The organism is Deltaproteobacteria bacterium, assembly GCA_005879795.1.
Taxonomy (GTDB): domain Bacteria; phylum Desulfobacterota; class Binatia; order DP-6; family DP-6; genus DP-6.
Genome location: VBKJ01000205.1, coordinates 1 through 21,854 on the forward strand (window position 1 = coordinate 1; position 21,854 = coordinate 21,854).

The following is a 21,854-nucleotide window of genomic DNA, read 5'->3' on the forward strand; positions in this document are numbered from 1 at the left end:
CTCGCGCGAGGCGTCGTCCATCCAGTGCAGGTCCTCGAGCATGACGACCACCGGGGCGTGCTGGCTCTTGCCGAGGAGGAGGCGGGTCACGGCGTCGAAGGTCTCGCGTTTGAGCTCCTCGGGCGCGGACTGGCCGGCCGTCCCGGCCCGCATGCCGAGCAGCCGGCCGAGCGCCGGGTACTCGCGCTCCACCCGCTCGGCCGAGGGCTCGCCCACCTTGGCGGCTACCTTCGCGCACGCGGCGTCGGCGGTGTCGCCGGGGACGAGACCGAAGTAGTGCTTCAACATGCTGATGAAAGGGAAGTAGGGCGCCGCCTGTCCGAGCGCGGAGCAACGCCCCTCGAAGAAGATCACGGGCTCGCCCTCGAGCCGCCGCCGGAATTCGTAGAGGAGGCGCGACTTCCCGAGCCCCGCATCGCCGACCACGGCGACGACCTGCGCCTGACTCCCTTCGAGCCGCCGGAAGCACGAGAGGAGGCGCGACTTCCCGAGCCCCGCATCGCCGACCACGGCGACGACCTGCGCCTGACTCCCTTCGAGCCGCCGGAAGCACGCCTGGAGCTGCGCCAGCTCTTCCTCCCGCCCCACGAGCGGCGTCAGGCCGCGCTCGGCGGCGATCGCCATGGGCGTCGCGGCCGCGCTCTCGCCCAGGATCTCGTAGGCCGTCACCGGCTCGCTCTTGCCCTTGACGGCGAGCGGCCCGGCGGGCCGCACCTGGAAGAAGCCGCGCACCAGCCGGTAGGTCGCCTCGCTCACCAGGATGGTGCCCGGCGCGGCCAGCGACTCGAGCCGTGAGGCCAGGTTCGTCGTGTCGCCGATCGCGGTGTAGTCCATCTTCAGGTCGTTGCCGACCGTGCCCACGACCACCGGGCCGGTGTTGATCCCGATCCGTGCCTGCAGCTCGAGGCCGCGCCCGCGCAGGCGCTCGTTCAGGCTGCCGAGCGCTCCCACGATCGCGAGCGCAGCTCGGATCGCGCGCTGCGGCGCGTCCTCGTGCGCCACCGGCGCACCGAAGAGAGCCATCAGGCCGTCGCCCGCGATCTGGTTCACGATCCCCTCGACGCGGTATATCTCGCGGAAGGCGAGCTCCAGGTACTGGTCGAGCAGGTCGTGGTACTCCTCGGGGTCGAGCCGCTCGGCGATCGCGGTCGAGCCCGCCAGGTCGCAGAAGAGGACGGTCACCTGCTTGCGCTCGCCCGCGATCGTGTGCGCGCTGCGGATCTTGTCGGCGAGCGCCTCCGGGATGTGACGCGAGCGCCGCGCCAGGGGGTCGTCGGCCGCCGGGGGCGGCGCGTCGTGCACGCCGGCGGAGCCGATCTCGAGCCCGCAGTCCGGGCAGAAGCGGAAGTCGGGCGACACCGTGGCGCCGCAGCCGCGGCAGGTGAGCGCCACGCGCGCTCCACACGCGTGGCAGAATCTCTTGCCGGCGATCAGCTCGGTGCCACAGGCAGTGCAGCGCACAGATGCGAGGTAGGCCGACGCGGCTGCCAAGTCAATTGATGCCCGCCGAGCTCCCTACGCATCCGCGGTGACGGCGTACATCTCCCAGGCGACGCCGTCGGCTAATAGACGGGTGGAGGTCAAGAGGGGTCGATCAGGTCGGGGCGGAACTCGAGGTGGGCCGAGAGCCACGCCGCGGCGCCGCGCATGGACTCCTCGTTCTTCTTGTTGATGAAGCGGTAGATGGGGCCCTCGAGCCAGCGGAGCCAAGGCTTCGTCATGTGGAACGTCTCGCGGAAGCGCAGCCGGGTCCGGTTCGGGCCGAGGGGCTCGAGCGTCATCGAGCCCGAGAGCCCGGTGCGCAGCATGACGTAGTCGTAGCCCTGGTTCGCGCGCACGTTCTTCACCAGCTCGAACGACTCGCCGCGGCGGCCGAGGGGCAGGGGGTAGACGACGCGGCGGAGGAGGCCATTCCCCTCCGCGTCGCCGGGATAGACGATCTCGACGTCCAGCACGGCGGGCGCGTACTCCTTCCACAGGTCGTAGCGCTGGAAGAGCGCCCACAACCGGCGCGCCGAATGCGGGAGGTCGACGGTGAACTCGTGTTGGCGCATCTAGACCCCCGCCGCTGCGAGCAGCCGGAGCGTGACGAACGTGCCCCCGCGGAGGTTGGCTGGGGCCGCCAGCGCGACGCAGACGAAACCGGGACGCAGATGGGTGTCGCCCACCCTAGCGCGCCCCCGCGATCGCGGCTCTCGCTGCCTGCCCCCGCATCGCGCGGCCTTGCTACGACATTCGGTGCGCGATGTGTAGGAGTGCACGGCGTGGGAGGCGACACCCGCCCGCCCTCGCGGGAGCCCGGACGGACCGCCGCCGCGGCCGTGCACTTGCCCTTGTCACGTAAGCATGCCAATCCCCCGCTCAGAGTGGAGCCCACCGACCAGCGACCGCAGCTCCGGGTCGCGGCTGCAATCGCGCTCGTGTCCGCGCTCTGCCTCCTGCCTCTCCAGGCGCTCGCCGTCCGCGCCGACCAGCTGCCCGCCCTCTTCCTCATCTACGGCATCCACGCGGCGGTGGCCGGCTTCGTGCTGATTGCGAGCTTCACCGGGCTCGGTGTGCGGCGCGCCGACGGGCTCGGGCTCCTCTTCGTGCTCGGGCTGGCGGCGAACCTCCTCCTCTACCTATACCTCCTGCCCTACGCGGTGCCGACCTACCCCGCCCTCATGTCGAGCGCCTTCATCACCCTCCTCATCGCCGGGGCCGTCCTCTTCTCGTGGAGCACGCGACGCACGATCCTGGTCGGCGTCTTCGTGTGCGCCGGCTTCGAGCTCGTCGGCGTGGCGCTCGGCCGCCACGGTCTCCCCACCGCGTCATTCGTGGGCACCCTCAGCTGGATCGCCATCGGGGCCGCGCTCGCGGTCGCCTGCGCGCGCGTACTGGGTCGCTTCCGCACGAGCCTGATCCAGCGCCAGGACGAACTCGCCGCGCTCTCCACGCGCCTCATCTCCGTGCAGGAGGAGCAGCTCCGTCGCCTCTCGCGCGAGCTGCACGACGAGCTCGGGCAGTCGCTCACCGCGGTGTCGTCGTACCTCTGGCTGCTCGAGCGGAAGCTCCCGCCGGACCTGGGCGAGCTCCGCACGCGGGCGGCAGAGGCGCGACGCCTGGTCGCCAAGACCCTGGGCGAGATGCGCGAGCTGTCGCAGCTGCTGCGCCCGCCCGGGCTCGACCTCTACGGGCTCGCGGGGTCGCTCGAGGCGCATCTCGAGGCCTTCCGCGGGCGGCACCGGATCGCGACGAAGTTCACCGCCGACGGGCTCCCGGAGCGCCTGCCGGAGGAGATCGAGACGGCGGTCTACCGCATCATCCAGGAAGCGCTCACCAACGTCGCCCGGCACGCCAGCGCGAAGCGCGTGTGGGTGGCGCTCACGGGAAAGGGAGACGAGCTCGGGCTCGAGGTCCGCGACGACGGCCTCGGATTGCCCGTGGGCGACGGTGCCAACCGCCCGACCGGGATCGGGCTCATCGGCATCCGCGAGCGCGTGCGCGCGCTCGGCGGCACGGTCACGCTGTCGTCGGGCCCGGAGGGCGGCGCCTGCCTGCGTGCCAGCCTGCCGCTGCCGCGCGAGGGCGGCCCCGCCCCGACGGCGAGCGGGCCGGGCCCGTAGCCGCCGCTCGCCTTATGTCATGCGAGGTCTCGCGACACTTCCCGGGAGCGAATTAGCGAGCGACTTTTTTCTTGACGCCGCGTCTCTCCGCGCCGCACTCGGTCCGGGGTCGAGGTGGGAGCGCGGGGCAATCGGGAGAGGAATCCCGGAACGGCAGGCCATGTTGCCGTCTCGCTTGTTAGTGATCGAGCTCGGCTGAGCCAGGCCACCGGGCGAACGAACGGATGCCCGCCGTCTTCCGCGGCCGCCGCAAAGGCGCCCGGGACGATGCCATGCGCGACCGCATGGCATACCCATATGGACGTCCCGTCGCGAACGCTGTAGCAACTGGACAAGGGGACGCTGGCCCTGTCGACCCGCAACGACGAAGAAGGAGACGACAGATGAAGACACTCGCCGCGTTGCTCGTGATCGCTGCGCTGCCACCCCTCGCCCGGGCCGAGGAGGTCTGGCGCTGGAGGGACGCCAACGGCACGCTCTGCTACTCGAACCGGGCCGAGGTCGCGCCGCCCGACGCCACGCCGGTCAGGACCCGCCTGATCGTGGAAGCCGAGAGGCTCCCCGGCCCCTCCGACCTCGTCATGGACGATGGCGTGGTGACGAAGGCCCGCGAGTGGCGTCCGGAGGCTCGGCCCCCGCGCCAGAAGCTGCACCCGACATACACCGGGAAGCGGCTCCGCTTCGGCTGCTACGCGAGCAGTCTCCTCTTCTCCGGTGGCTGGTCGCACCCGGACGACATCACCGTGACCGGCAGCTGCCTTCCCTACCTGCTCGGCCCGGAGGCATGGCTCAACGCGGCACGCGCGGAGCTCGGGCTTCGCCAGAACGGGATCGACTGGCGGCAGGTGGTTCACATGTATGTGGGGCAGCGGGAACTGGAGCCGGCGCGTCGGGCGACCGCGGTGAGCGACGAGGACTGAATCGGCGCCGCGGCCGCATCTTTGAGGCACGAGCCCGGCGCGGGCTAGAATCCTCGGCTGTGCGGGAGACCAGCGACGGGCCGGACCTCGATCTCAAGTCCCGGCGAAACGTCCAGGACCCGTTCCCACTCTACGCCTGGCTCCGCGACAACGAACCCGTCCACTGGAGCGACAGCCTCGACGCCTGGGTGGTGACGCGCTATGAGGACGTCGTCGAGATCTTCGACCGCCCCGAGACGTTCTCCTCCGATCGCTTCCGCAAGATCGACGAGCGGTACACCAGCCAGCGCCCGGCGGTGCGGGCGGTCGCGGAGGTCCTGGGACACTGGCTCGTGTTCCGGGACCCGCCGGACCACGATCGCCTCCGCGGGCTGCTCCAGAGCTCCTTCACGCCGAGGCAGCTCGAGTCGAGTCGCGACCGCATTCAGCGGACCGTCGATGCGCTCCTCGACCGCGTGGTCGCGCGTGGCGCCATGGACTTCATCCGGGAGATTGCCTTCCCCCTGCCCGCGATCGTCATCGCCGGCTTGATGGGCGCGCCGAAGGAGGATCTCGAGGCGATCAAAACATGGTCCGATCGGCTGGCAGCGTACCTCGGCGGGGCGGTCGACGAGCGCGACAACTTCGCCGAGGCGAGCGCCGGCGTCGCCGGGCTGGCCGACTACTTCCGCGCGCTCCTCCGGGAGCGCGAGCGCCGCCCGCGCGACGACCTGATGAGCCTCATGCTCCGCGCGGAGCACGCGGGCGACCACCTGACGCGCGACGAGGTGGTCGCGAACTGCATCCTCCTCCTGTTCGCGGGGCACGAGACGACGACGAACCTCCTCGGGAACGGCCTCTTCCATCTGCTCCGCCACCCCGCCGAGGCAGCGCTCCTGCGCGCCGACCCGTCGCTCCTCCACGGCGCCGTCGAGGAGCTCCTCCGCTACGACGGCCCCGTGCCAGCCACCGTAAAGGTCGCGACGGAGGACGTCCCCTGGAGCCGCCGGACGATTCGCCGCGGCGACATGGTCGTCCCCTTCATGGCGTCGGCCAACCGCGACCCGCGGCAGTTTCCCGACCCCGACACGCTCGACGTGCGCCGGCAGCCCGAGCGCCACGTGGCCTTCGCCGCAGGGACCCACTTCTGCCTCGGCGCATGGCTCGCGCGCCTCGAGGCGCGCGTCGTGCTCGACACGGTCTTCCGGCGGCTGCCGCACCTGGCGCTCGCGCCCGGCGAGCCGCGCTGGAAGCCGATGATCTTCCTGCGCGGGGTCGAGTCGCTGCCGCTGACATGGGGGTCCTGATGAAGGCCGCCGTGATGCGCGCCATCGGCAAGCCCCTCGGCATCGAGGAGATCCGGATCGACACGCCGGGGCCGCGCGAGGTGGTCGTTCGGACCGCCGCCACGGGGGTCTGTCACAGCGACCTCCACGTCCTCGAAGGATCGCTCCCGAGCCCGCTGCCGACCGTCCTCGGGCACGAGCCGGCGGGTGTCGTCGAGAGCGTGGGCAGCGACGTGCGCCACGTAGCGCCCGGGGACCACGTGATCGGCTGCCTCTCGGCCTTCTGCGGCACGTGCGAGTACTGCGTCGCCGGGCGCCCGAACCTCTGCGAGGGCGAGGCGACCATGCGCGGCGCGGACGAGGCGCCCCGGCTTGCGAAGGACGGCGAGCCGATCGCACAGTTCGTGCATCTCAGCGCCTTCGCCGAGCGCATGCTGGTGCACGAGAACGCGCTCGTGCGCATCCGTCGAGACGTGCCGCTCGACCGGGTGGCGCTGATCGGCTGCGCCGTCACGACCGGGCTCGGCGCCGTCTTCAACACGGCGCGGGTACGCGCTGTCCGCACGGCGGCCGTGATCGGCTGCGGCGGCATCGGACTCTCGGTCGTCCAGGGCTGTCGCATCGCGGGCGCCCGGCGCATCGTCGCCGTCGACACCGTCGCCTGGAAGGTCGAGCTGGCGGTACGCCTCGGCGCGACCGACGCCGTGAACGCCGCGGAAGGGAACCCCGTGCCGGAGGTCCTCGAGATGACTGCGGGCGGCGTCGACTACGCCTTCGAGGCGATCGGGACGCCGGCGACAGTCCGCCAGGCGGTGCGCATGACGCGGAAGGGCGGGACGATCGTCATGATCGGTGTCGTGCCCGCGGGGACGAGCGTCGAGCTGCCCGGCGCGGACATCGTGCTCCGCGAGAAGACGATCCTCGGCTGCATGATGGGCTCGAACCGCTTCCGCACGGACATGCCCCGCTACGTCGAGCTCTACCGGAGCGGGCAGCTCCGCCTCGACGAGATGATCTCTGCCCGCCTGCCGCTCGAGCGTGTGAACGACGCCTTCGAGGCGATACGGCGCGGGATGGCGGCGCGGAGCGTGATCGTCTTCGAGTAGGTCGCCCCCCGTCAGCCGGCGTCGGTGGCGGTTGCGATGCCGTCGAAGAACCGCCACCAGAGCTCGAGCGCGCGTGCGACGGCCCGCCGCACGTCTGCCTGCAGCGTCGGGGTGGTCGCCAGGCGGACGACGACGTGGTCGCCGATCGCGCTGTGCTCGCGGTCCGCCTGCTCGTGCACGTCCCAGAACGCGACCTGCGAGCGCGTGCAGCCGTAGTGCCGCTCGAGCGCGCGCGCGAAGGGGCCGAACGCGCCCGGCACCTGGCCCTCAGCGGCGAGGTTCGTCGCCGCGGCGCCCTCGATGAACGGGTGCTCCCGGGTCGACCGCTCGAACCAGTCGATGAGGGCCGCGGTAGCCGAGAGCGGCACGCCGCCCACCATCGCCTCGCGCGGAACGCCGACGCCCTCCCCGAAGCGGATGAAAAGCTCGGGGTGCGAAACGTTGCAGCCCGAGATGCGGCCGGTCTCCTCCTCGTACAGGCTCTCGGCGAGCTCGATCCGCTGCTGGACGTCCGGGCAGCTCGAGTGCAGCGCGCTCACGGCGCGCGGGAACTCGCGCACCTGGAGGAAGAACTGCACGGCGAACGGGCGGAGGGCGGAGCGCGTGAGCCGTCCCTCCGCAATGCGGAGCCAGAGCGGATGGCGGCCGAAGGCACGGCCCGCGTCGATCATCGTCCGGAGGTTCTCGACGAACGCGCCGCCGCCCGGCATCGACCCCGTCTACTCCGCCGTGCGGGACCCTTTCAACCAGCGGATCGGGCTGGCGGCGGCCGGGGGCGTTGGCAAGGAAAGAGGACCGTGAGGTAATCCGGGCATGGCGACCCACGCTGTGGCCGGCGTCCCGGTCGCGGACGAGGCGGGCGTGCGCTGGCTCTCCGCCAATCCGGACAAAGCCTGGGGCGAGAGGTTCTTCCTCGCCTACTCGCCCATCTGGATGATCGCCTTCGGCGTCTACCAGCGGACACGCGTCGGGGACCGGCTCGGCGATCTGGGCAACCTCCTCGTCACGCTCGCCATCTTCGCGCCGGCCTGGGTCGTCCCCGCGATGCTCCACGCGCCGACCACCCGGCGCTGGTACGAAGCCTACTGGTTCAAGTTCAACGTCTGGATCCTCGTCTACTCGGCGATCGGGACGTACTTCCTGACCGAATACTTCTTCGACGTCCTCGGCATGGTCTACAACTACCCGAATCTGCACTGGACGTTCGACTCGGCGCTGGTCGGCTCCGGAAAGCAGGGCGTGCCGGTCATCATGTACCTCCACGCCCACTACTTCTTCCTGACCTACCACACGACGGCGGTCGTCGTAATGCGCCGGGTGCGCACGTCGTGCTTGAACGTCCATCCGGCGGTCGGCGCGCTGGTCGTCGCGGCCGCCGCGTGGTTCTGGGCCCGCGCCGAGATCTCGCTCACCACCTCGCCGTCGCTCGCCGACCAGTTCCGCTACGAGGATCTCGCCTGGGCGCTCCGCTGGGGGGCCCTCGTCTACGCGTGCTACTTCATCGTCAGCTTCCCGATGGTGTCCCGGCTCGACGAGCGTCCCCAGGAGGTCTGGACAGTTCGGCGAACGATCATCGAGGCGTTGGCCGCGGGGATGCTGACCTTCATCCTCCTGGATCTCGTGACGGCGTGGGTCGGGGCGCGCTACCGCTGAGCTGCGCACGCTCTCGCGCGAGTCAGCCCCGCGGCTGTGTCGGCCGTAGGCGAGCGTCTCCTTGACGACACTGCTCACGCATGTTCGCGGCGTCGCATGCCGCATGGTCGCGAGTCGACGACGCTCTACCTGCGCGGCGTCCCGACGGCACTGGTGCGCGAGGCGAAGGCTCGCGCGGCTCGCCGAGGCTCGACGCTGGCGGCGTTGGTGTCCGATGCGCTCGCACGGTCCCTCGAGGCAGATGGGGCGACGGACGATCCGCTCGAGAGCGAGCTTCGCGACGGCATGGAGTGGTACGCCGAGAACCGAGCCCGTCTGCTCCGGCGGTACCCCGGCCAGTACGTGGCGATCGTCGGTCGGGCCGTGATCGACCACGACCGGGACTTCGAGGCGCTGGCTGGCAGGGTGTTCGGACGGCCGTTGTTCATGCCCCGGGTCACGTCGGACGCGCCCGTCGCCCACCTGCGCGCTAGACGCCGGGATGAAACCTACACATCCGGGCTGGCCGGCAGAAACGTCTCGCCCATCAGGTACGCGTCCACCCCGCGCGCCGCCTCGCGCCCCTCCCAGATCGCCCACACGACCAGCGACTGCCCGCGCCGCGCGTCCCCGCACGCGAACACGCCCGGCACCGTCGTCTGATAGTCGGGCCCGGCCTTCAGGTTGCCGCGCTCGGTCAGCTCGCAGCCGAGCTGCGAGACGATCGTGTCCGTCTCGGGGCCGAGAAAGCCGAGGGCGAGGAGGACGAGGTCGCAGTCCAGCTCGAACTCGCTCCCGGGAATCTCCTGCATCAGCGGCCGCCCGTTGTCCTGCGCCCACTCCAGGCGGACGCCGTGGAGCTTCTTCACACTGCCGCGCTCGTCGCCCGAGAAGCGCTTCGTGTTGATGCTCCAGTCGCGGATCACGCCCTCCTCGTGCGACGACGAGGTGCGCAGGATCATCGGCCAGTTGGGCCACGCGAGCGGCGGGCGGTCCTTCGGCGGCTCGGGCAGGAGCTCGAACTGGTGTACCGAGACCGCGCCCTGGCGGTTCGACGTGCCGAGGCAGTCGGAGCCGGTGTCGCCGCCGCCGAGGATGACGACCCGCTTCCCCGTTGCCAGGATCTGGCCCGGCACCTCGTCGCCGGCCACGACCTTGTTCTGCTGGGGAAGGAACTCCATCGCGAAGTGGATGCCCCCGAGCTCGCGCCCGGGCACGGGGAGGTCGCGCGGCTGGGTCGCTCCGCAGGAGAGGACGATGGCGTCGAACGCCCGCCGGAGCTCGTCGGCATGGACGTCGACGCCCACGCGCACGCCCGTTCGGAAGGTCACGCCCTCGGCCGCCATCTGCTCCATGCGGCGGTCGATGTGCCACTTCTCCATCTTGAAGTCGGGGATGCCGTAGCGGAGGAGCCCGCCGATCCGGTCGTCGCGCTCGAAGAGCGTGACCAGGTGCCCAGCGCGTCCGAGCTGCTGCGCGCACGCCATGCCGGCAGGCCCCGAGCCCACCACCGCCACCCGCTTCCCGCTGCGCCGCGGCGGGACGAGCGGTGTCACCCAGCCCTCGTCCCAGGCGTGGTCGATGATGTGCTTCTCGATGTTCTTGATCGTGACCGGGTCGTTGTTGATGTTGAGGACGCACGCCTCCTCGCAGGGCGCCGGGCAGATGCGGCCGGTGAACTCCGGGAAGTTGTTGGTCGAGTGCAGCCGGTCGATCGCCTCGCGCCAGCGGCCGCGGTAGACGAGGTCGTTCCAGTCGGGGATGATGTTCCCGAGCGGGCAGCCCTTGTGACAGAAGGGGATGCCGCAGTCCATGCAGCGTGCGCCCTGACGCTTGAGCACCTCGTCGGGGGTGCGCTCCTCGAACTCCCGCCAGTGCTTGAGGCGCTCCGGGACGGGCTCCTTGTGGACCTTCTCGCGCTCGAACTCGAGGAAGCCGGTGATCTTCCCCATGATCAGATCGAGGCGAGGCGAGCCTCGTCGGTGTCGAGGTGCTGCTTGGCGAGCACCTGGCGGTACTCGACAGGCATCACCCTGACGAGCTGCTTCACGGTCTCCTTCCAGCCGGAGAGGAGCCGCCAGGCGACCGCCGAGTGCGTGTAGTCGAAGTGGCGCTGGATGAGGGTCTTCACCACCGCCAGGTCCTTCTCGTCGAGCCGCTCGAGGGCGACCATGCCCTTGTTGCAGCGCTTCTCGAAGCTGCCGTCCTCGTCGAGGACATAGGCGACGCCGCCCGACATGCCGGCCGCGAAGTTGCGGCCGGTGCGGCCGAGCACCAGGACGAGGCCCTTGGTCATGTACTCGCAGCCGTGGTCGCCGACACCCTCGACGACCGCCGTCACGCCCGAGTTGCGCACGCAGAAACGCTCGCCCGCCTGCCCGCGCAGGAAGACCTCGCCGCCGGTCGCGCCGTAGAGCGAGACGTTGCCGACGATGATGTTCTCCTCGGGGACGAAGGTGGCGCTCCTCGGCGGGTAGACGACCACGCGCCCGCCCGAGAGCCCCTTTGCGAAGTAGTCGTTGGCGTCGCCCTCGACCTCGACCGAGACGCCGTCGGCGAGCCAGGCGCCGAAGCTCTGACCCGCGGAGCCGGTGAACTTGATGTGGATGGTGTCGGGCGGGAGGCCCTCCGCGCCCCAGCGGCGCGAGATCTCGGCCGAGAGCATGGTGCAGACGGTGCGGTTGCGGTTCGTGATCGGCAGCTCGAAGCGGACCGGCTCCCGCCGCTCGAGCGCCGGGCGGCAGCGCGCGATGATCGCGTTGTCGAGCGCCTTCTCGAGGCCGTGGTCCTGGGGCTGGACGCAGCGCCGCGCGACCGCGGGCGGCACGTGCGGGGTGTAGAGGATCTGCGTCAGGTCGACGCCCTTCGCCTTCCGGTGCGCGGAGACGTCGCGCACGTCGAGCCTGTCGACGCGCCCGATCATGTCGTCGACGGTGCGGAAGCCGAGCTGGGCCATGATCTCGCGCAGCTCCTCGGCGATGAACGTCATGAAGTGGACCACGTGCTCGGGCTTGCCCTCGAACTTCTTCCGCAGCACCGGGTCCTGGGTCGCGATGCCGACCGGGCAGGTGTTCAAATGGCAGACGCGCATCATGATGCAGCCCGAGGCGACCAGCGCCGCCGAGGCGAAGCCGTACTCCTCGGCGCCGAGGAGCGCCGCGATGGCGACGTCCCGCCCGGTCTTCAGCTGCCCGTCGGTCTCGACCCGGATGCGCCCGCGGAGGTCGTTGGCGACCAGTATCTGCTGCGTCTCGGCGAGCCCGAGCTCCCAGGGGATGCCCGCGTGCTTGATCGAGGTGAGCGGGGAGGCGCCGGTGCCGCCCGAGTCCCCGCTGATCAGGACGACGTCGGCCTTCGCCTTGGAGACGCCGGCCGCGACCGTGCCCACGCCCACCTCGGCGACCAGCTTCACGCTCACGCGCGCGCGGTCGTTCGCGTTCTTCAAGTCGTGGATCAGCTGCGCCAGGTCCTCGATCGAGTAGATGTCGTGGTGCGGCGGCGGGGAGATGAGCCCCACGCCCGGCGTCGAGTAGCGGATCTTCGCGATGTATTGATCGACCTTGTGGCCGGGGAGCTGCCCGCCCTCGCCGGGCTTCGCGCCCTGCGCCATCTTGATCTGCAGCTCGTCGCAGTTGACGAGGTAGTAGCTGGTCACGCCGAAGCGGCCCGAGGCCACCTGCTTGATGGCGCTGCGGCGGAAGTCGCCGTTGGGGTCCCGCTGGTAGCGCACCGGGTCCTCGCCGCCCTCGCCGGTGTTCGACTTGCCGCCGATCCGGTTCATGGCGATGGCGAGGTTCTCGTGCGCCTCGCGGCTGATCGAGCCGAGCGACATGGCGCCGGTCTTGAAGCGCTTCACGATCTCGGCGGCGGGCTCGACCTCGTCGATGGGGATCGGCTTCCCCGGCTTGAACCCGAGGAGCCCGCGGATGGTGCACAGGCGCCGGCTCTCGTCGTTCACCGCCGCCGTGTACTCCTTGAACATCTTGAAGCTGGCGGCGCGGACGGCGTGCTGGAGCTTGGCGACCGTGGTCGGGTTGTAGGCATGGTGCTCGCCGCGGCGGCGCCACTGGTACTGGCCGCCGACGTCGAGGTCGCCGTCGAGCGAGGGGGAGACCACGTAGGCGTGCTCGTGGCGCAGCTCGGCCTCGAGCGCGATCACGTCGAGCCCGACCCCCTCGATGCGCGACGCGGTCCAGGTGAAGTAGCGCTCGACCACCTCGGAGTTGAGGCCGATGGCCTCGAAGATCTGCGCGCCCCGGTAGCTCTGGAGCGTCGAGATGCCCATCTTGGTCATCACCTTGAGGACGCCCTTGTCGACCGCCTTCGTGTAGTTCTTGACCGCGGTGGCGGCGTCCACGTCCTTCAGGATGCCCTCGGCCACCATGTCGCGCAGCGTCTCGTAGGCGAGGTAGGGGTTCACGGCCCCCGCGCCGTAGCCGAGGAGGAGGCAGAAGTGCTGGATCTCGCGCGGCTCGCCCGACTCGACGACCAGGCCGCAGCGCATGCGCGTGCCCTCGCGGATCAGGTGGTGATGCACGGCCGCGGTGGCGAGGAGGCTCGGGATGGGCACGTGGCCGTCGTCGACGCCGCGGTCGGAGAGGACGAGGACGGTGCAGCCGTCGGCGACCGCCCGGGAGGCGCGCGCGCAGAGGTCGTCGAGCGCGGCGCGCAGCCCCGCCCCGCCCGAGCGCTTCGGGAAGAGGATGGGCAGCGTCGTGGCGCGCAGGTGGCCGTCGTCGAGGGCTTTGATCTGCGCCAGCTGCTCGTTCGAGAGCGTCGGGCTCTTCAGGTGCAGCTGCCGGCAGTGGAGCGCTGTCTCCTCGAAGAGGTTCTGCTCGGGGCCGATGGTGGTCTCGAGCGACATCACCAGCTCCTCGCGAATCGGGTCGATGGGCGGGTTGGTCACCTGGGCGAAGAGCTGCTTGAAATAGTTGAAGAGAAGCTGCGGGTGATCCGACAGGCAGGCGAGCGGCGTGTCCGTCCCCATCGAGCCCACCGCCTCCTGGCCATTGAGCGCCATCGGCGTCATCAGGAGGCGGAGATCCTCGATCGTGTAGCCGAAGGCCTGCTGGCGCGTGAGGATCGTCGCCGGCTCGTAATCGGGCGGCACCTGCTCGGGCGGCGGGAGCTCCGCCAGGCGCGTCAGGTTCGCGTCGAGCCACCGGCGGTACGGCCGGCGCGCCGCCATGCCCTCCTTCAGCTCCTCGTCGCCCACGATGCGGCCCTGCTCGGTGTCGACCAGGAACATGCGTCCCGGCTGGAGGCGGTCCTTGTGGAGGACGTTCTCGGGCAGGATGTCGAGCACACCCACCTCGGAGGCCATGACCACGAAGCCGTCCTTGGTGACGACGTAGCGCGAGGGGCGGAGCCCGTTGCGGTCGAGGACCGCGCCGATCACCCGCCCGTCGGTGAAGGCGATCGAGGCAGGGCCGTCCCACGGCTCCTGGAGGCTGGCGTGGTACTCGTAGAAGGCGCGCTTCGCCGCGCTCATGCTCTCGTGGTTCTGCCACGCCTCGGGAATCATCATCATGACGGCATGCACGATCGAACGGCTCGTGCGCTGGAGGAGCTCGAGCGCGTTGTCGAACTTGCCCGAGTCGCTGGTGGTCGGGTCGATGATCGGGAAGAGCTTCGTGACGTCGTCGAAGAGAGGCGAGGCGAAGAGCGCCTGGCGCGCGTGCATCCAGTTCTCGTTGCCGCGCAGCGTGTTGATCTCGCCGTTGTGCGCGATGAAGCGGTAGGGGTGGGCGCGGTCCCAGGACGGGAAGGTGTTGGTCGAGAAACGCTGGTGGATGAGCGCCAGCGCGGAGACGAAGAGCGGGTCCGAGAGGTCGTGGTAGAAGGCCGGAATCTGCTGCGGCTGGAGAAGGCCCTTGTAGACGATGGTGCGCGAGGAGAGGCTCGGGACGTAGAAGCGCTCCGAGTGCGGCATGCCCGAGCTGCGCACGAGCTGCTCGACGCGCTTGCGGATCACGTAGAGCTTCCGCTCGAGCGCGTCCTGGTCGGAGGCGTCGTCCGCAGCGCCGACGAACACCTGCTGGATCTGCGGCAGCACGGTGCGCGCGAGCGGCCCGGGCGCCGCGGTGTCGACCGGCACGCGCCGCCAGCCGAGGAGCACCTGGCCTTCCTCGGCGACGACCTTCTCGAGCAGCGCGACGCACGCGCTGGCCTGCCCCGCCTCCTCGGGCAGGAAGACCATGCCCACGCCGTAGGTGCCGGGCGCCGGGAGCGCGATGCGCTCGGCGGCGCACTCGCGGCGGAGGAAGGCATCGGGCACCTGGACGAGGATGCCGGCGCCGTCTCCGGTGAGCGGGTCGCAGCCGCACGCGCCGCGATGGGTCAGGTTCTGGAGGACGGTGAGCCCCTTCTCGATGATGTCGTGCGAACGCTCGCCCTTCACGTTGACGACGAAACCGACGCCGCACGCATCGCGCTCCGTCCGCGGATCGAGGAGCCACCGGGGCCTGGGTTCGCGCATGCTAGGCTCTCCCCGCGTGCGCCTGGCGCTCACCGTTCCGCCGCGCACGCTTGCCAGGGTGCGCGGGCGCCGGCTCGGCGGGGTGGAGCGCGAGCTGCACACGCTCGGTGTGCGTCGAGAGGACGACCATGGTCTCGGTCCGCGACACGCCATCGAGCGAGCGGATCTGGCTGATGAGGCGCTCGAGCGACGAGGTGTTCTCGGTCTTCACCTTGAGGAGCAGCGTGTGCTCGCCGGTCACGTGGTGGCACTCGAGCACGTCGCTGAGCGCGGCCACCTGGCGCTCGAAGTCGCCGATCCGGCTCGGGTGCGTGATGAGCACCCCGATGAAGGCGGTGATGTCGAGGCCGAGCCGGCGCGCGTCCAGGATGGCGCGGTAACCGGTGACGATGCCCGCGGCCTCGAGCTTCTTGATGCGCTCGAGCACGGCCGGGGCGCTGAGCCCTACCTGCTCACCGATGCGGACGAGCGACGTGCGACAGTCCTCCTGCAGCAGCCCGAGGATGCGGAGGTCTATCTCGTCCAGCTCGACGTTCGAGTGTTCAGCGAATCTCATAAGGCAGAACGCCCTTTAGCCGGAACATTTAGCTGGAGAGGGCACCACTTGTCAATCAATTCTTAAGGACCGGGAGGGGGCCGACCATCCACGGACGTGCGGCCGCCCGGCCCGTTTTGCCTGCTGCGCGCCGCCGGGTCATCCCTCCTGCGCGGGAGGACGAGGTCAGATGGCCCGGCCCTCGCGGGGAACGACCCCGCGCTGCTCGAGGTGGGCGAGCACCTGGCGCACGCTCTCCTCCACATCCTGCCGGTCGGTGTGGAGGGTCAGCTCCGGGTGGAGCGGCGGCTCGTAGGGCGCCGAGATGCCCGTGAATTCGGGGATCTGTCCCGCGCGAGCCTTCTGGTAGAGCCCCTTCACGTCGCGCTGCTCGCAGACCTCGAGCGGGCAGTCGATCAGAACCTCGACGAAGTCGCCGGGCTGCATGATGGCGCGCACCTGGTCGCGGTCGGCGCGGTAGGGCGAGATGAAGGCGGTCAGCGCCACCATGCCGGCGTCGGTGAAGAGCTTCGCCACCTCGCCGATGCGGCGGATGTTCTCGGTCCGGTCGGCGGGCGAGAAGCCCAGGTTCTTGTTGAGCCCGTGCCGGATGTTGTCGCCGTCGAGGACGAAGGCGCGCACACCGCGCCCCCAGAGCTTCTTCTCGAGCGCCACCGCGATGGTGGACTTGCCCGAGCCCGACAGCCCGGTGAACCAGACCGTGGCGCCGTGGTGCCCGTTCAGGCGCTCGCGATCGGCCCGCGTGACGGCGCCCTCGTGCCAGACGATGTTGGTCGCCTTCTGCTCCGCCATGGGCGTCTCCTAGCGGGACCGCGGCCGAGGAGCAACGAGCGGGGGGCCGCAGGGCCCGCGCCCGCCGCTCGCACGGCGTCGAGATCGCGGCGGGTCGATGTCGGCCCGCGGCTGGCCGGGGCGTCCGGCGTGTCTACGCGCCGCCGCGCGCGATGCGGAGCGGCGCAGCGAGTTCCGAGGCCGGCTTCGGCCCGGGCGGCACGACGAGCACGAAGCGCTCCTGCTTCCCGAACTGCGTCGCCTCCTTCTCCGTTGCAACCAGGAGATCGAGGCGGAAGCCCTTGATGGCCCCTCCGCAGTCCTCGGCCCGGTACCAGCCGAGCCCCTCGATCCACACCCACGAGCCGTAGGGAATCAGCGCCGGGTCCACGGCCACGATGCGAGCGCTCGGCTCGGCCTTGGTGAGCGTCGCGGTCAGCCCGTCGTTGAACTTCCCGTATTTCGGGCTGCGGGGGATGTAGTTCGTCACCCCGAAGCGCCGCCCCCAGGACTTCGTCCCGAGGAGGGGCGTCTGCTCGGTCGCGGAGAGGATGCGCTCGTGGCTCCAGGCCATGGCGGCGAGCGCGCGACTCGAGCGCAGCGCGCTCCGCCGGCCGTCACGGAGGTCGCGATCGAGCTTCGTCGCGTGCCAGAGCTGCGAGCGAGCAACCACGGCGAGCGCCAGGCTCGCAACGAGCAGGCACAAGATACTCCCCGCGCGCCATCTGCAAGCCGCGCGAAGCCTCGCACAGTCGTCCTTGAGCCTCTTGAGCTCGAGCGGATCGACGACGACGGCGGTTCCCCAATCGCGCTTCATGGCACGGCGCGTCTCTTCGAGGGTCTGCGACACGAAGCAACCGCCATGCCGGTTGCAAACCTCTCGGAAAGGCCCGCGGGACGCTGCGCGCTGTGAACGCCGCTTCACAGCGCGCGGGAGACGGTCCAGGTGGTTCACACGGCGGGAGACATCTGCGCGCCCGACGGCGGGCGCGGTGCCGTTCGGTCCAGCGATCACATCCCCCCAGCCGCGCGCAGCCCGGCCAGGCCGGGGAGGACCGGCCGCGAGCCGTAGCACGCGTGCCAGGCGACGTCGGCGACACACCGGGCCCTTCCCTTCCTCGCCCCGCCGCGGCATGGTGCCTCCGATGACGAACCTCTTCTCCATCGACGGGAAGGTGGCCCTCGTGACCGGCGGCTCGCGCGGCATCGGGCTCATGATCGCGCGCGGGTTCGTCGAGGCCGGCGCCAGGACCTACATCTCCTCGCGCAAGGCGGACGTCTGCGACCAGGTCGCGGCCGAGTTGTCGCGGCAGGGCACGTGCGTCTCGCTCCCCGCCGATCTCTCGAGCGAGGCCGGCGCGCGCAGCCTGGCCGACACGCTCGCCCGGCGCGAGACGGCGCTCCACGTCCTGGTCAACAACGCAGGCGCCAACTGGGGCGCGTCGCTCGCCGAGTACCCCGACTCGGCGTGGGACAAGGTACTGGCGCTCAACCTGAAGGCGGTCTTCCACCTGACGCGCACCTGCCTCCCACTGCTCGAGCGCGGCGCCCGGCCCGGCGACCCGGCGCGTGTCATCAACATCGGCTCGATCGACGGCCTCCAGGTCCCTTCCCTCGAGACCTACGCCTACTCCTCGAGCAAGGCGGCGGTGCACCACCTTACGCGCGTCCTCGCCCACCGGCTCGCCCCGCAGAACATCACCGTGAACGCGATCGCGCCCGGCCCCTTCGAGAGCAAGATGATGCACGAGACGCTCGAGCGCTTCCGCGACGCGATCATCGCCTCGTGCCCGCTCGGGCGGATCGGCGAGCCGGAGGACCTGGCGGGCGCGGCGATCTACCTGGCCTCGCGAGCGGGGGCGTATCTGACCGGCGCCGTCATCCCCGTCGACGGAGGCATCACGACGCGGCACGCGTGATGGCGTGGACCGAGGAGGCCGCGGAGCCGCTCGCCCGCCCGCTCGCCCTGGGCGAGCGGGCGAAGCGCGTCTTCTTCCGCTCGTTCTTCCGTCTGCTGCTCGGCTTCGTCGCGCTCGCCGAGTGGGCGTGCGCGGCGTGGGTGCTCTTCATCGCGGGGGTGCACCTGCCGCGCGCCGCACACGGGCTGGCACCGCTCGCGATCTACGCGCTGAACCGCTGGATCGTCACCCGCCCGCGCCGCCCGCGGCCCGTGCTCGACGCCACCCTCCGCATCTACGTCCCGGTGGCCTTCAGCTCGATCTTCCTGGCGCTCTTCCTGGCCCTGGCAGGTCTCCTCTGGAGTGTCGGCGGGCTCGTCGCCGCGCCGCGCCTCGCGCGCGCGTACTACTGGCTGGTGAACGCGGGCTTTGCGACGGTGGGCGGCCTTCTCTTCTACGGCTACACCTTCGGCCGACGGGCGCTCACCGTCACTCGCCTCGAGGTCCCCGTGCGCGGGTTGCCGCGCGCCCTGGATGGCCTCCGCATCGTCCACCTCTCCGATCTGCACCTGGGCCCGCACCTCGACCCGGCCGAGCTCGCCGGGCACGTCGAGCGCGTGAACGCGCTGGCGCCGGACCTGATCTGCCTGACCGGCGACCTGGTCGACCGACCCGAGACGTGCACCGAGGCGTTCCCGACGCTCGCCGGCCTGCGCGCGCGCCACGGCGTCTTCGTGACCCTCGGCAACCACGACGTCTGGGCCGGCGCCGAGTGGGTGACCGCGGCGCTGCGCCACCTGACGCCGTTCCGCGTCCTGCGCGACGAGCGCGTCGACCTCGAGATCCGCGGCGCGGCGCTGACGCTCGTCGGCCTCGACGACCTCGGGCGCGACTGGGCGCGCGGCGTGCTCGAGCACCCGGCGCTGCCGCCGCTCGCTACGGGCGTGCCCGCGGGTTGCCCCGTCATCGTGCTCTCCCACCGGCCCGACTGCTTCCCGCAGGCGGCGCGGCACGGCGCCGCGCTCGTGCTCTCCGGCCACACCCACGGCGGGCAGCTGGCGCTGCCCTGGCCCAGCCGTCGCCCGCGCAACGTGGCCGAGTTCATCACCGCCTTCGACCGCGGCCTCTACCGCGACGGGGAGGCGACCCTCTACGTGAACCGCGGCCTCGGCTTCACCGGGCAGCGGATCCGCCTCTTCACGCCGCGCGAGATCGCCTGCCTCGAGCTGCGCGCGCGCTGAGGGCTCGACGTCGCGCGTGCCGGGATCCTCGGTCGCCTCGGCCGGGGCCGGCGCGTCAGCCGGCGGGCGAGCACGTCGAGGAGCGCCTCGGGGCGCCCCGGGGGGTCAGAGGGGTGGCGGGCACGGACGCTCGCGCACCTCGGCCGCCCCGACCAGGCCCGTCAACCCGCAGCCGTCGCCCGCCCCAGCCCGGGCTTGCATCGGGCGGCCCGATCCTGCGACTAATCCGGCTTACGTATCCCACTCAACGAAGGAGTCCGTCATGCGTGATGCAGTGATCGTAGCGAGCTCGAGGACCGGGCTCGCCAAGTCCTTCCGTGGCTCGTTCAACCTGACGCGGCCCGATGACATGGCCGCCCACTGCGTCAAGGACCTGCTCAAGAAGGTCCCCCAGCTCGACCCTGCCGAGATCGAGGACGTGATCATGGGGACCGGCTTCCCCGAGGGCCCACAGGGCTTCAACACCGGGCGCAACGTGGCGCTGCTGGCCGGGCTGCCGGTCACGGTCCCGGGCGGCACCGTGAGCCGCTTCTGCTCCTCGGGGCTCAACGCCGTCATGGTCGCCGCGCACATGGTGCAGGTCGAGGGCTACGACGTCATCATCGGCGGCGGCCTCGAGTCGATCACCATGCTGCAGAACGACTTCAACAAGACGAACCTCTTCAACCCCTACTTCAAGGACCGCCACAGCGCCATCTACATGCCCATGGGCCAGACCGCCGAGATCGTGGCCCAGCGCTACAAGGTGAGCCGCGAGGCGCAGGACCGGTATGCGCTCCTCTCCCAGCAGCGCACCGCGGCCGCGCAGCGCGACGGCAAGTTCAAGGACGAGATCGTGCCCATGAAGGTCACCATGGAGGTGACCGACAAGGCGACGGGTCAGAAGTCGCGCAAGGAGGTCGTGGTCGACCGCGACGAGTGCAACCGCCCGGACACGACGCTCGAGGGCCTCGCCCAGCTGCCGCCGGCCTTCAAGGAGGGCGGCACGGTCACGGCCGGGAACTCCTCGCAGTTCTCCGACGGCGCCTCGGCCACCCTCATCATGTCGGCCGAGCGTGCCAGGGCGCTCGGCGTGCGGCCGCTCGGCTTCTTCCGCGGCTGCGTGTTCGCCGCCTGCGAGCCGGACGAGATGGGGATCGGGCCGGTCTTCGCGGTGCCGAAGCTGCTCAAGCACGCGGACATGAAGCTCCAGGACATCGACGTCGTCGAGCTGAACGAGGCCTTCGCGTCACAGGTCGTCTACTGCCGCGACCGCCTCGGCATCGACCCCGAGCGTCTCAACCCGAACGGCGGCTCGATCTCGATCGGCCACCCCTACGGCATGACCGGCAGCCGCATGGTCGGGACGCTGCTCAACGAGCTGCGTCGGCGCAAGAAGCGCTGGGGGATCGTCACCATGTGCATCGGAGGCGGCATGGGCGCGGCCGGGCTGTTCGAGGCGGCGAACTAGCGCTATGAAGGTCGCCTCCGGGAAGGCCCCCTCCAAGAAGGCCAAAAAGGAGCCCGCCATGGCGGAGAGCGTCTACAAGATCATCGAGCTGGTCGGGACCAGCACCGAATCCTGGGAGAAGGCAGCGATGGCCGCGGTCGAGCGCGCCTCGAGGACGCCTTCAAGTACGAGGGCGAGTGATCGCGAGCGGCGCGCCGCCGCGCACCGGTCCGCACCCTCGGAGCCGGCCGCCGGATGGGCGGCGAGGGGACTCGTGTACGGTGAGTCGGTAGCAGACGAAAGGAGCCGAAGACCGATGCGTACGATGCTGCTCGGGACGATGATGGCGCTCGCGGTCGCCGCCGCGGCATGGGCGCGGCCGGGCTGTTCGAGGCGGCGAACTAGCGCTATGAAGGTCGCCTCCGGGAAGGCCCCCTCCAAGAAGGCCAAAAAGGAGCCCGCCATGGCGGAGAGCGTCTACAAGATCATCGAGCTGGTCGGGACCAGCACCGAATCCTGGGAGAAGGCAGCGATGGCCGCGGTCGAGCGCGCCTCGAGGACGCAAGAAGACGGGCTCGGGGCTCGTCTACAGAGAGCTGAAGGCCGGCAGCGGGGACGCGCCCAAGGCGACCGACACCGTCAAGGTGCACTACACGGGCACGCTCAGCGACGGCACCGTCTTCGACAGCTCCGTCCAGCGCGGAGAGCCGGCGACCTTCCCGCTGAACGGCGTCATCAAGTGCTGGACCGAGGGGCTCCAGATGATGAAGGTCGGCGGCAAGGCGAAGCTCGTCTGTCCCTCCGACATCGCCTACGGCGACCAAGGGCGGCCGCCGCAGATCGGGCCCGGCGTGCCGCTCGTGTTCGAGGTGGAGCTGCTCGAGATCGTGAAGAAGTAGACCTTGCGCGGCGCGGGGCGGGAGGCCCCGCCGGCGCTCCCGCTCCTCGGCCGC

At 70.7% G+C, this 21,854-nt stretch carries 17 protein-coding genes and 2 pseudogenes; 11 read left to right on the plus strand and 8 right to left on the minus strand.

All coding sequences use genetic code 11. From position 1 onward, the window contains the following. Positions 1–1,461, minus strand: a 1,461-nt coding sequence (locus E6J59_17510; GenBank protein TMB17032.1) for a guanylate cyclase, incomplete at its 3' end; no start/stop codon positions are given. Between the two features lie 119 nt (positions 1,462–1,580). Continuing rightward, complete coding sequence (locus E6J59_17515) at positions 1,581–2,054, minus strand: hypothetical protein (protein TMB17033.1); 474 nt, start codon at positions 2,052–2,054, stop codon at positions 1,581–1,583. Between E6J59_17515 and E6J59_17520 the strand changes: the two genes are divergently transcribed. The 4 genes from E6J59_17520 to E6J59_17535 all read left to right on the plus strand — a co-directional run bounded on the left by E6J59_17520 (position 2,019) and on the right by E6J59_17535 (position 6,896). After that, a complete protein-coding gene (locus E6J59_17520; protein ID TMB17034.1) occupies positions 2,019–3,605 on the plus strand; it encodes a sensor histidine kinase in 1,587 nt (528 codons plus the stop codon). The genes E6J59_17515 and E6J59_17520 overlap by 36 nt on opposite strands. Positions 3,606–3,829: 224 nt before the next feature. After that, the gene (locus E6J59_17525) at positions 3,830–4,525 is read left to right on the plus strand and encodes a DUF4124 domain-containing protein (protein ID TMB17035.1); all 696 of its coding nucleotides are present in this window, start codon (positions 3,830–3,832) and stop codon (positions 4,523–4,525) included. Beyond that, entirely contained in the window at positions 4,390–5,811 is a 1,422-nt protein-coding gene (locus tag E6J59_17530; GenBank protein ID TMB17036.1) for a cytochrome P450, read from the plus strand. Before E6J59_17525 ends, E6J59_17530 begins: the two co-directional genes overlap by 136 nt. Next, positions 5,811–6,896: a Zn-dependent alcohol dehydrogenase gene (locus E6J59_17535; protein ID TMB17037.1), complete on the plus strand. Its 1,086-nt coding sequence runs from the start codon at positions 5,811–5,813 to the stop codon at positions 6,894–6,896. The genes E6J59_17530 and E6J59_17535 overlap by 1 nt, the downstream gene beginning before the upstream one ends. An 11-nt stretch (positions 6,897–6,907) precedes the next feature. Here E6J59_17535 and E6J59_17540 read toward each other — a convergent pair whose 3' ends face one another. Beyond that, positions 6,908–7,606 (minus strand): hypothetical protein, encoded by a 699-nt coding sequence (locus E6J59_17540; GenBank protein TMB17038.1) that lies wholly within the window; start codon positions 7,604–7,606, stop codon positions 6,908–6,910. Between the two features lie 103 nt (positions 7,607–7,709). Here E6J59_17540 and E6J59_17545 point away from each other — a divergent pair, with 103 nt between their 5' ends. After that, positions 7,710–8,549 carry a hypothetical protein gene (locus E6J59_17545; protein ID TMB17039.1) on the plus strand — a complete coding sequence of 280 codons (840 nt, stop codon included), beginning with the start codon at positions 7,710–7,712 and terminating at the stop codon, positions 8,547–8,549. A 488-nt stretch (positions 8,550–9,037) separates the two neighbouring features. On the opposite strand, the gene E6J59_17550 is transcribed toward E6J59_17545, so the two are convergent. From E6J59_17550 to E6J59_17570, 5 genes are all read right to left on the minus strand, one after another. After that, positions 9,038–10,480 (minus strand): glutamate synthase subunit beta, encoded by a 1,443-nt coding sequence (locus E6J59_17550; GenBank protein ID TMB17040.1) that lies wholly within the window; start codon positions 10,478–10,480, stop codon positions 9,038–9,040. Between the two features lie 2 nt (positions 10,481–10,482). After that, positions 10,483–15,006, minus strand: a complete 4,524-nt coding sequence (gene gltB, locus E6J59_17555) for a glutamate synthase large subunit (protein ID TMB17041.1) — start codon at positions 15,004–15,006, stop codon at positions 10,483–10,485. A gap of 1 nt (position 15,007) precedes the next feature. Further along, on the minus strand, positions 15,008–15,532 hold the full coding sequence (locus E6J59_17560; GenBank protein ID TMB17051.1) for an Lrp/AsnC family transcriptional regulator: 525 nt from the start codon (positions 15,530–15,532) through the stop codon (positions 15,008–15,010). Positions 15,533–15,727: 195 nt separating this feature from the next. Continuing rightward, a complete protein-coding gene (cysC, locus tag E6J59_17565) occupies positions 15,728–16,354 on the minus strand; it encodes an adenylyl-sulfate kinase (GenBank protein TMB17042.1) in 627 nt (208 codons plus the stop codon). A 133-nt stretch (positions 16,355–16,487) separates the two neighbouring features. After that, positions 16,488–16,907, minus strand: a complete 420-nt coding sequence (locus E6J59_17570; protein TMB17052.1) for a hypothetical protein — start codon at positions 16,905–16,907, stop codon at positions 16,488–16,490. Between the two features lie 571 nt (positions 16,908–17,478). On the opposite strand from E6J59_17570, the gene E6J59_17575 reads away from it, so the two are divergent. The 6 genes and pseudogenes from E6J59_17575 to E6J59_17600 all read left to right on the plus strand — a co-directional run bounded on the left by E6J59_17575 (position 17,479) and on the right by E6J59_17600 (position 21,800). Beyond that, positions 17,479–18,252: an SDR family oxidoreductase gene (locus E6J59_17575; GenBank protein ID TMB17043.1), complete on the plus strand. Its 774-nt coding sequence runs from the start codon at positions 17,479–17,481 to the stop codon at positions 18,250–18,252. Next, entirely contained in the window at positions 18,252–19,472 is a 1,221-nt protein-coding gene (locus E6J59_17580) for a metallophosphoesterase (GenBank protein TMB17044.1), read from the plus strand. Before E6J59_17575 ends, E6J59_17580 begins: the two co-directional genes overlap by 1 nt. Before the next feature lie 262 nt (positions 19,473–19,734). Beyond that, the gene (locus E6J59_17585) at positions 19,735–20,922 is read left to right on the plus strand and encodes a thiolase family protein (protein ID TMB17045.1); all 1,188 of its coding nucleotides are present in this window, start codon (positions 19,735–19,737) and stop codon (positions 20,920–20,922) included. A gap of 58 nt (positions 20,923–20,980) precedes the next feature. Beyond that, a pseudogene (locus tag E6J59_17590) lies at positions 20,981–21,079 on the plus strand (dodecin domain-containing protein). Between the two features lie 285 nt (positions 21,080–21,364). Beyond that, a pseudogene (locus E6J59_17595) lies at positions 21,365–21,472 on the plus strand (dodecin domain-containing protein). A 25-nt stretch (positions 21,473–21,497) separates the two neighbouring features. Then, positions 21,498–21,800 carry an FKBP-type peptidyl-prolyl cis-trans isomerase gene (locus E6J59_17600; GenBank protein ID TMB17053.1) on the plus strand — a complete coding sequence of 101 codons (303 nt, stop codon included), beginning with the start codon at positions 21,498–21,500 and terminating at the stop codon, positions 21,798–21,800. Positions 21,801–21,854: the final 54 nt, after the last annotated feature.

What these genes read in the sequence shown, in the direction of transcription:
- E6J59_17520 (TMB17034.1), top strand. Translation starts at nt 2,019, where the DNA reads ATGCGGGAGGTCGACGGTGAACTCGTGTTGGCGCATCTAGACCCCCGC.
- E6J59_17515 (TMB17033.1), bottom strand. Translation starts at nt 2,054, where the DNA reads ATGCGCCAACACGAGTTCACCGTCGACCTCCCGCATTCGGCGCGCCGG.
- E6J59_17525 (TMB17035.1), top strand. Translation starts at nt 3,830, where the DNA reads ATGCCCGCCGTCTTCCGCGGCCGCCGCAAAGGCGCCCGGGACGATGCC.
- E6J59_17530 (TMB17036.1), top strand. Translation starts at nt 4,390, where the DNA reads ATGGCTCAACGCGGCACGCGCGGAGCTCGGGCTTCGCCAGAACGGGAT.
- E6J59_17535 (TMB17037.1), top strand. Translation starts at nt 5,811, where the DNA reads ATGAAGGCCGCCGTGATGCGCGCCATCGGCAAGCCCCTCGGCATCGAG.
- E6J59_17540 (TMB17038.1), bottom strand. Translation starts at nt 7,606, where the DNA reads ATGCCGGGCGGCGGCGCGTTCGTCGAGAACCTCCGGACGATGATCGAC.
- E6J59_17545 (TMB17039.1), top strand. Translation starts at nt 7,710, where the DNA reads ATGGCGACCCACGCTGTGGCCGGCGTCCCGGTCGCGGACGAGGCGGGC.
- E6J59_17550 (TMB17040.1), bottom strand. Translation starts at nt 10,480, where the DNA reads ATGGGGAAGATCACCGGCTTCCTCGAGTTCGAGCGCGAGAAGGTCCAC.
- gltB (TMB17041.1), bottom strand. Translation starts at nt 15,006, where the DNA reads ATGCGCGAACCCAGGCCCCGGTGGCTCCTCGATCCGCGGACGGAGCGC.
- cysC (TMB17042.1), bottom strand. Translation starts at nt 16,354, where the DNA reads ATGGCGGAGCAGAAGGCGACCAACATCGTCTGGCACGAGGGCGCCGTC.
- E6J59_17570 (TMB17052.1), bottom strand. Translation starts at nt 16,907, where the DNA reads ATGGCCTGGAGCCACGAGCGCATCCTCTCCGCGACCGAGCAGACGCCC.
- E6J59_17575 (TMB17043.1), top strand. Translation starts at nt 17,479, where the DNA reads ATGACGAACCTCTTCTCCATCGACGGGAAGGTGGCCCTCGTGACCGGC.
- E6J59_17580 (TMB17044.1), top strand. Translation starts at nt 18,252, where the DNA reads ATGGCGTGGACCGAGGAGGCCGCGGAGCCGCTCGCCCGCCCGCTCGCC.
- E6J59_17585 (TMB17045.1), top strand. Translation starts at nt 19,735, where the DNA reads ATGCGTGATGCAGTGATCGTAGCGAGCTCGAGGACCGGGCTCGCCAAG.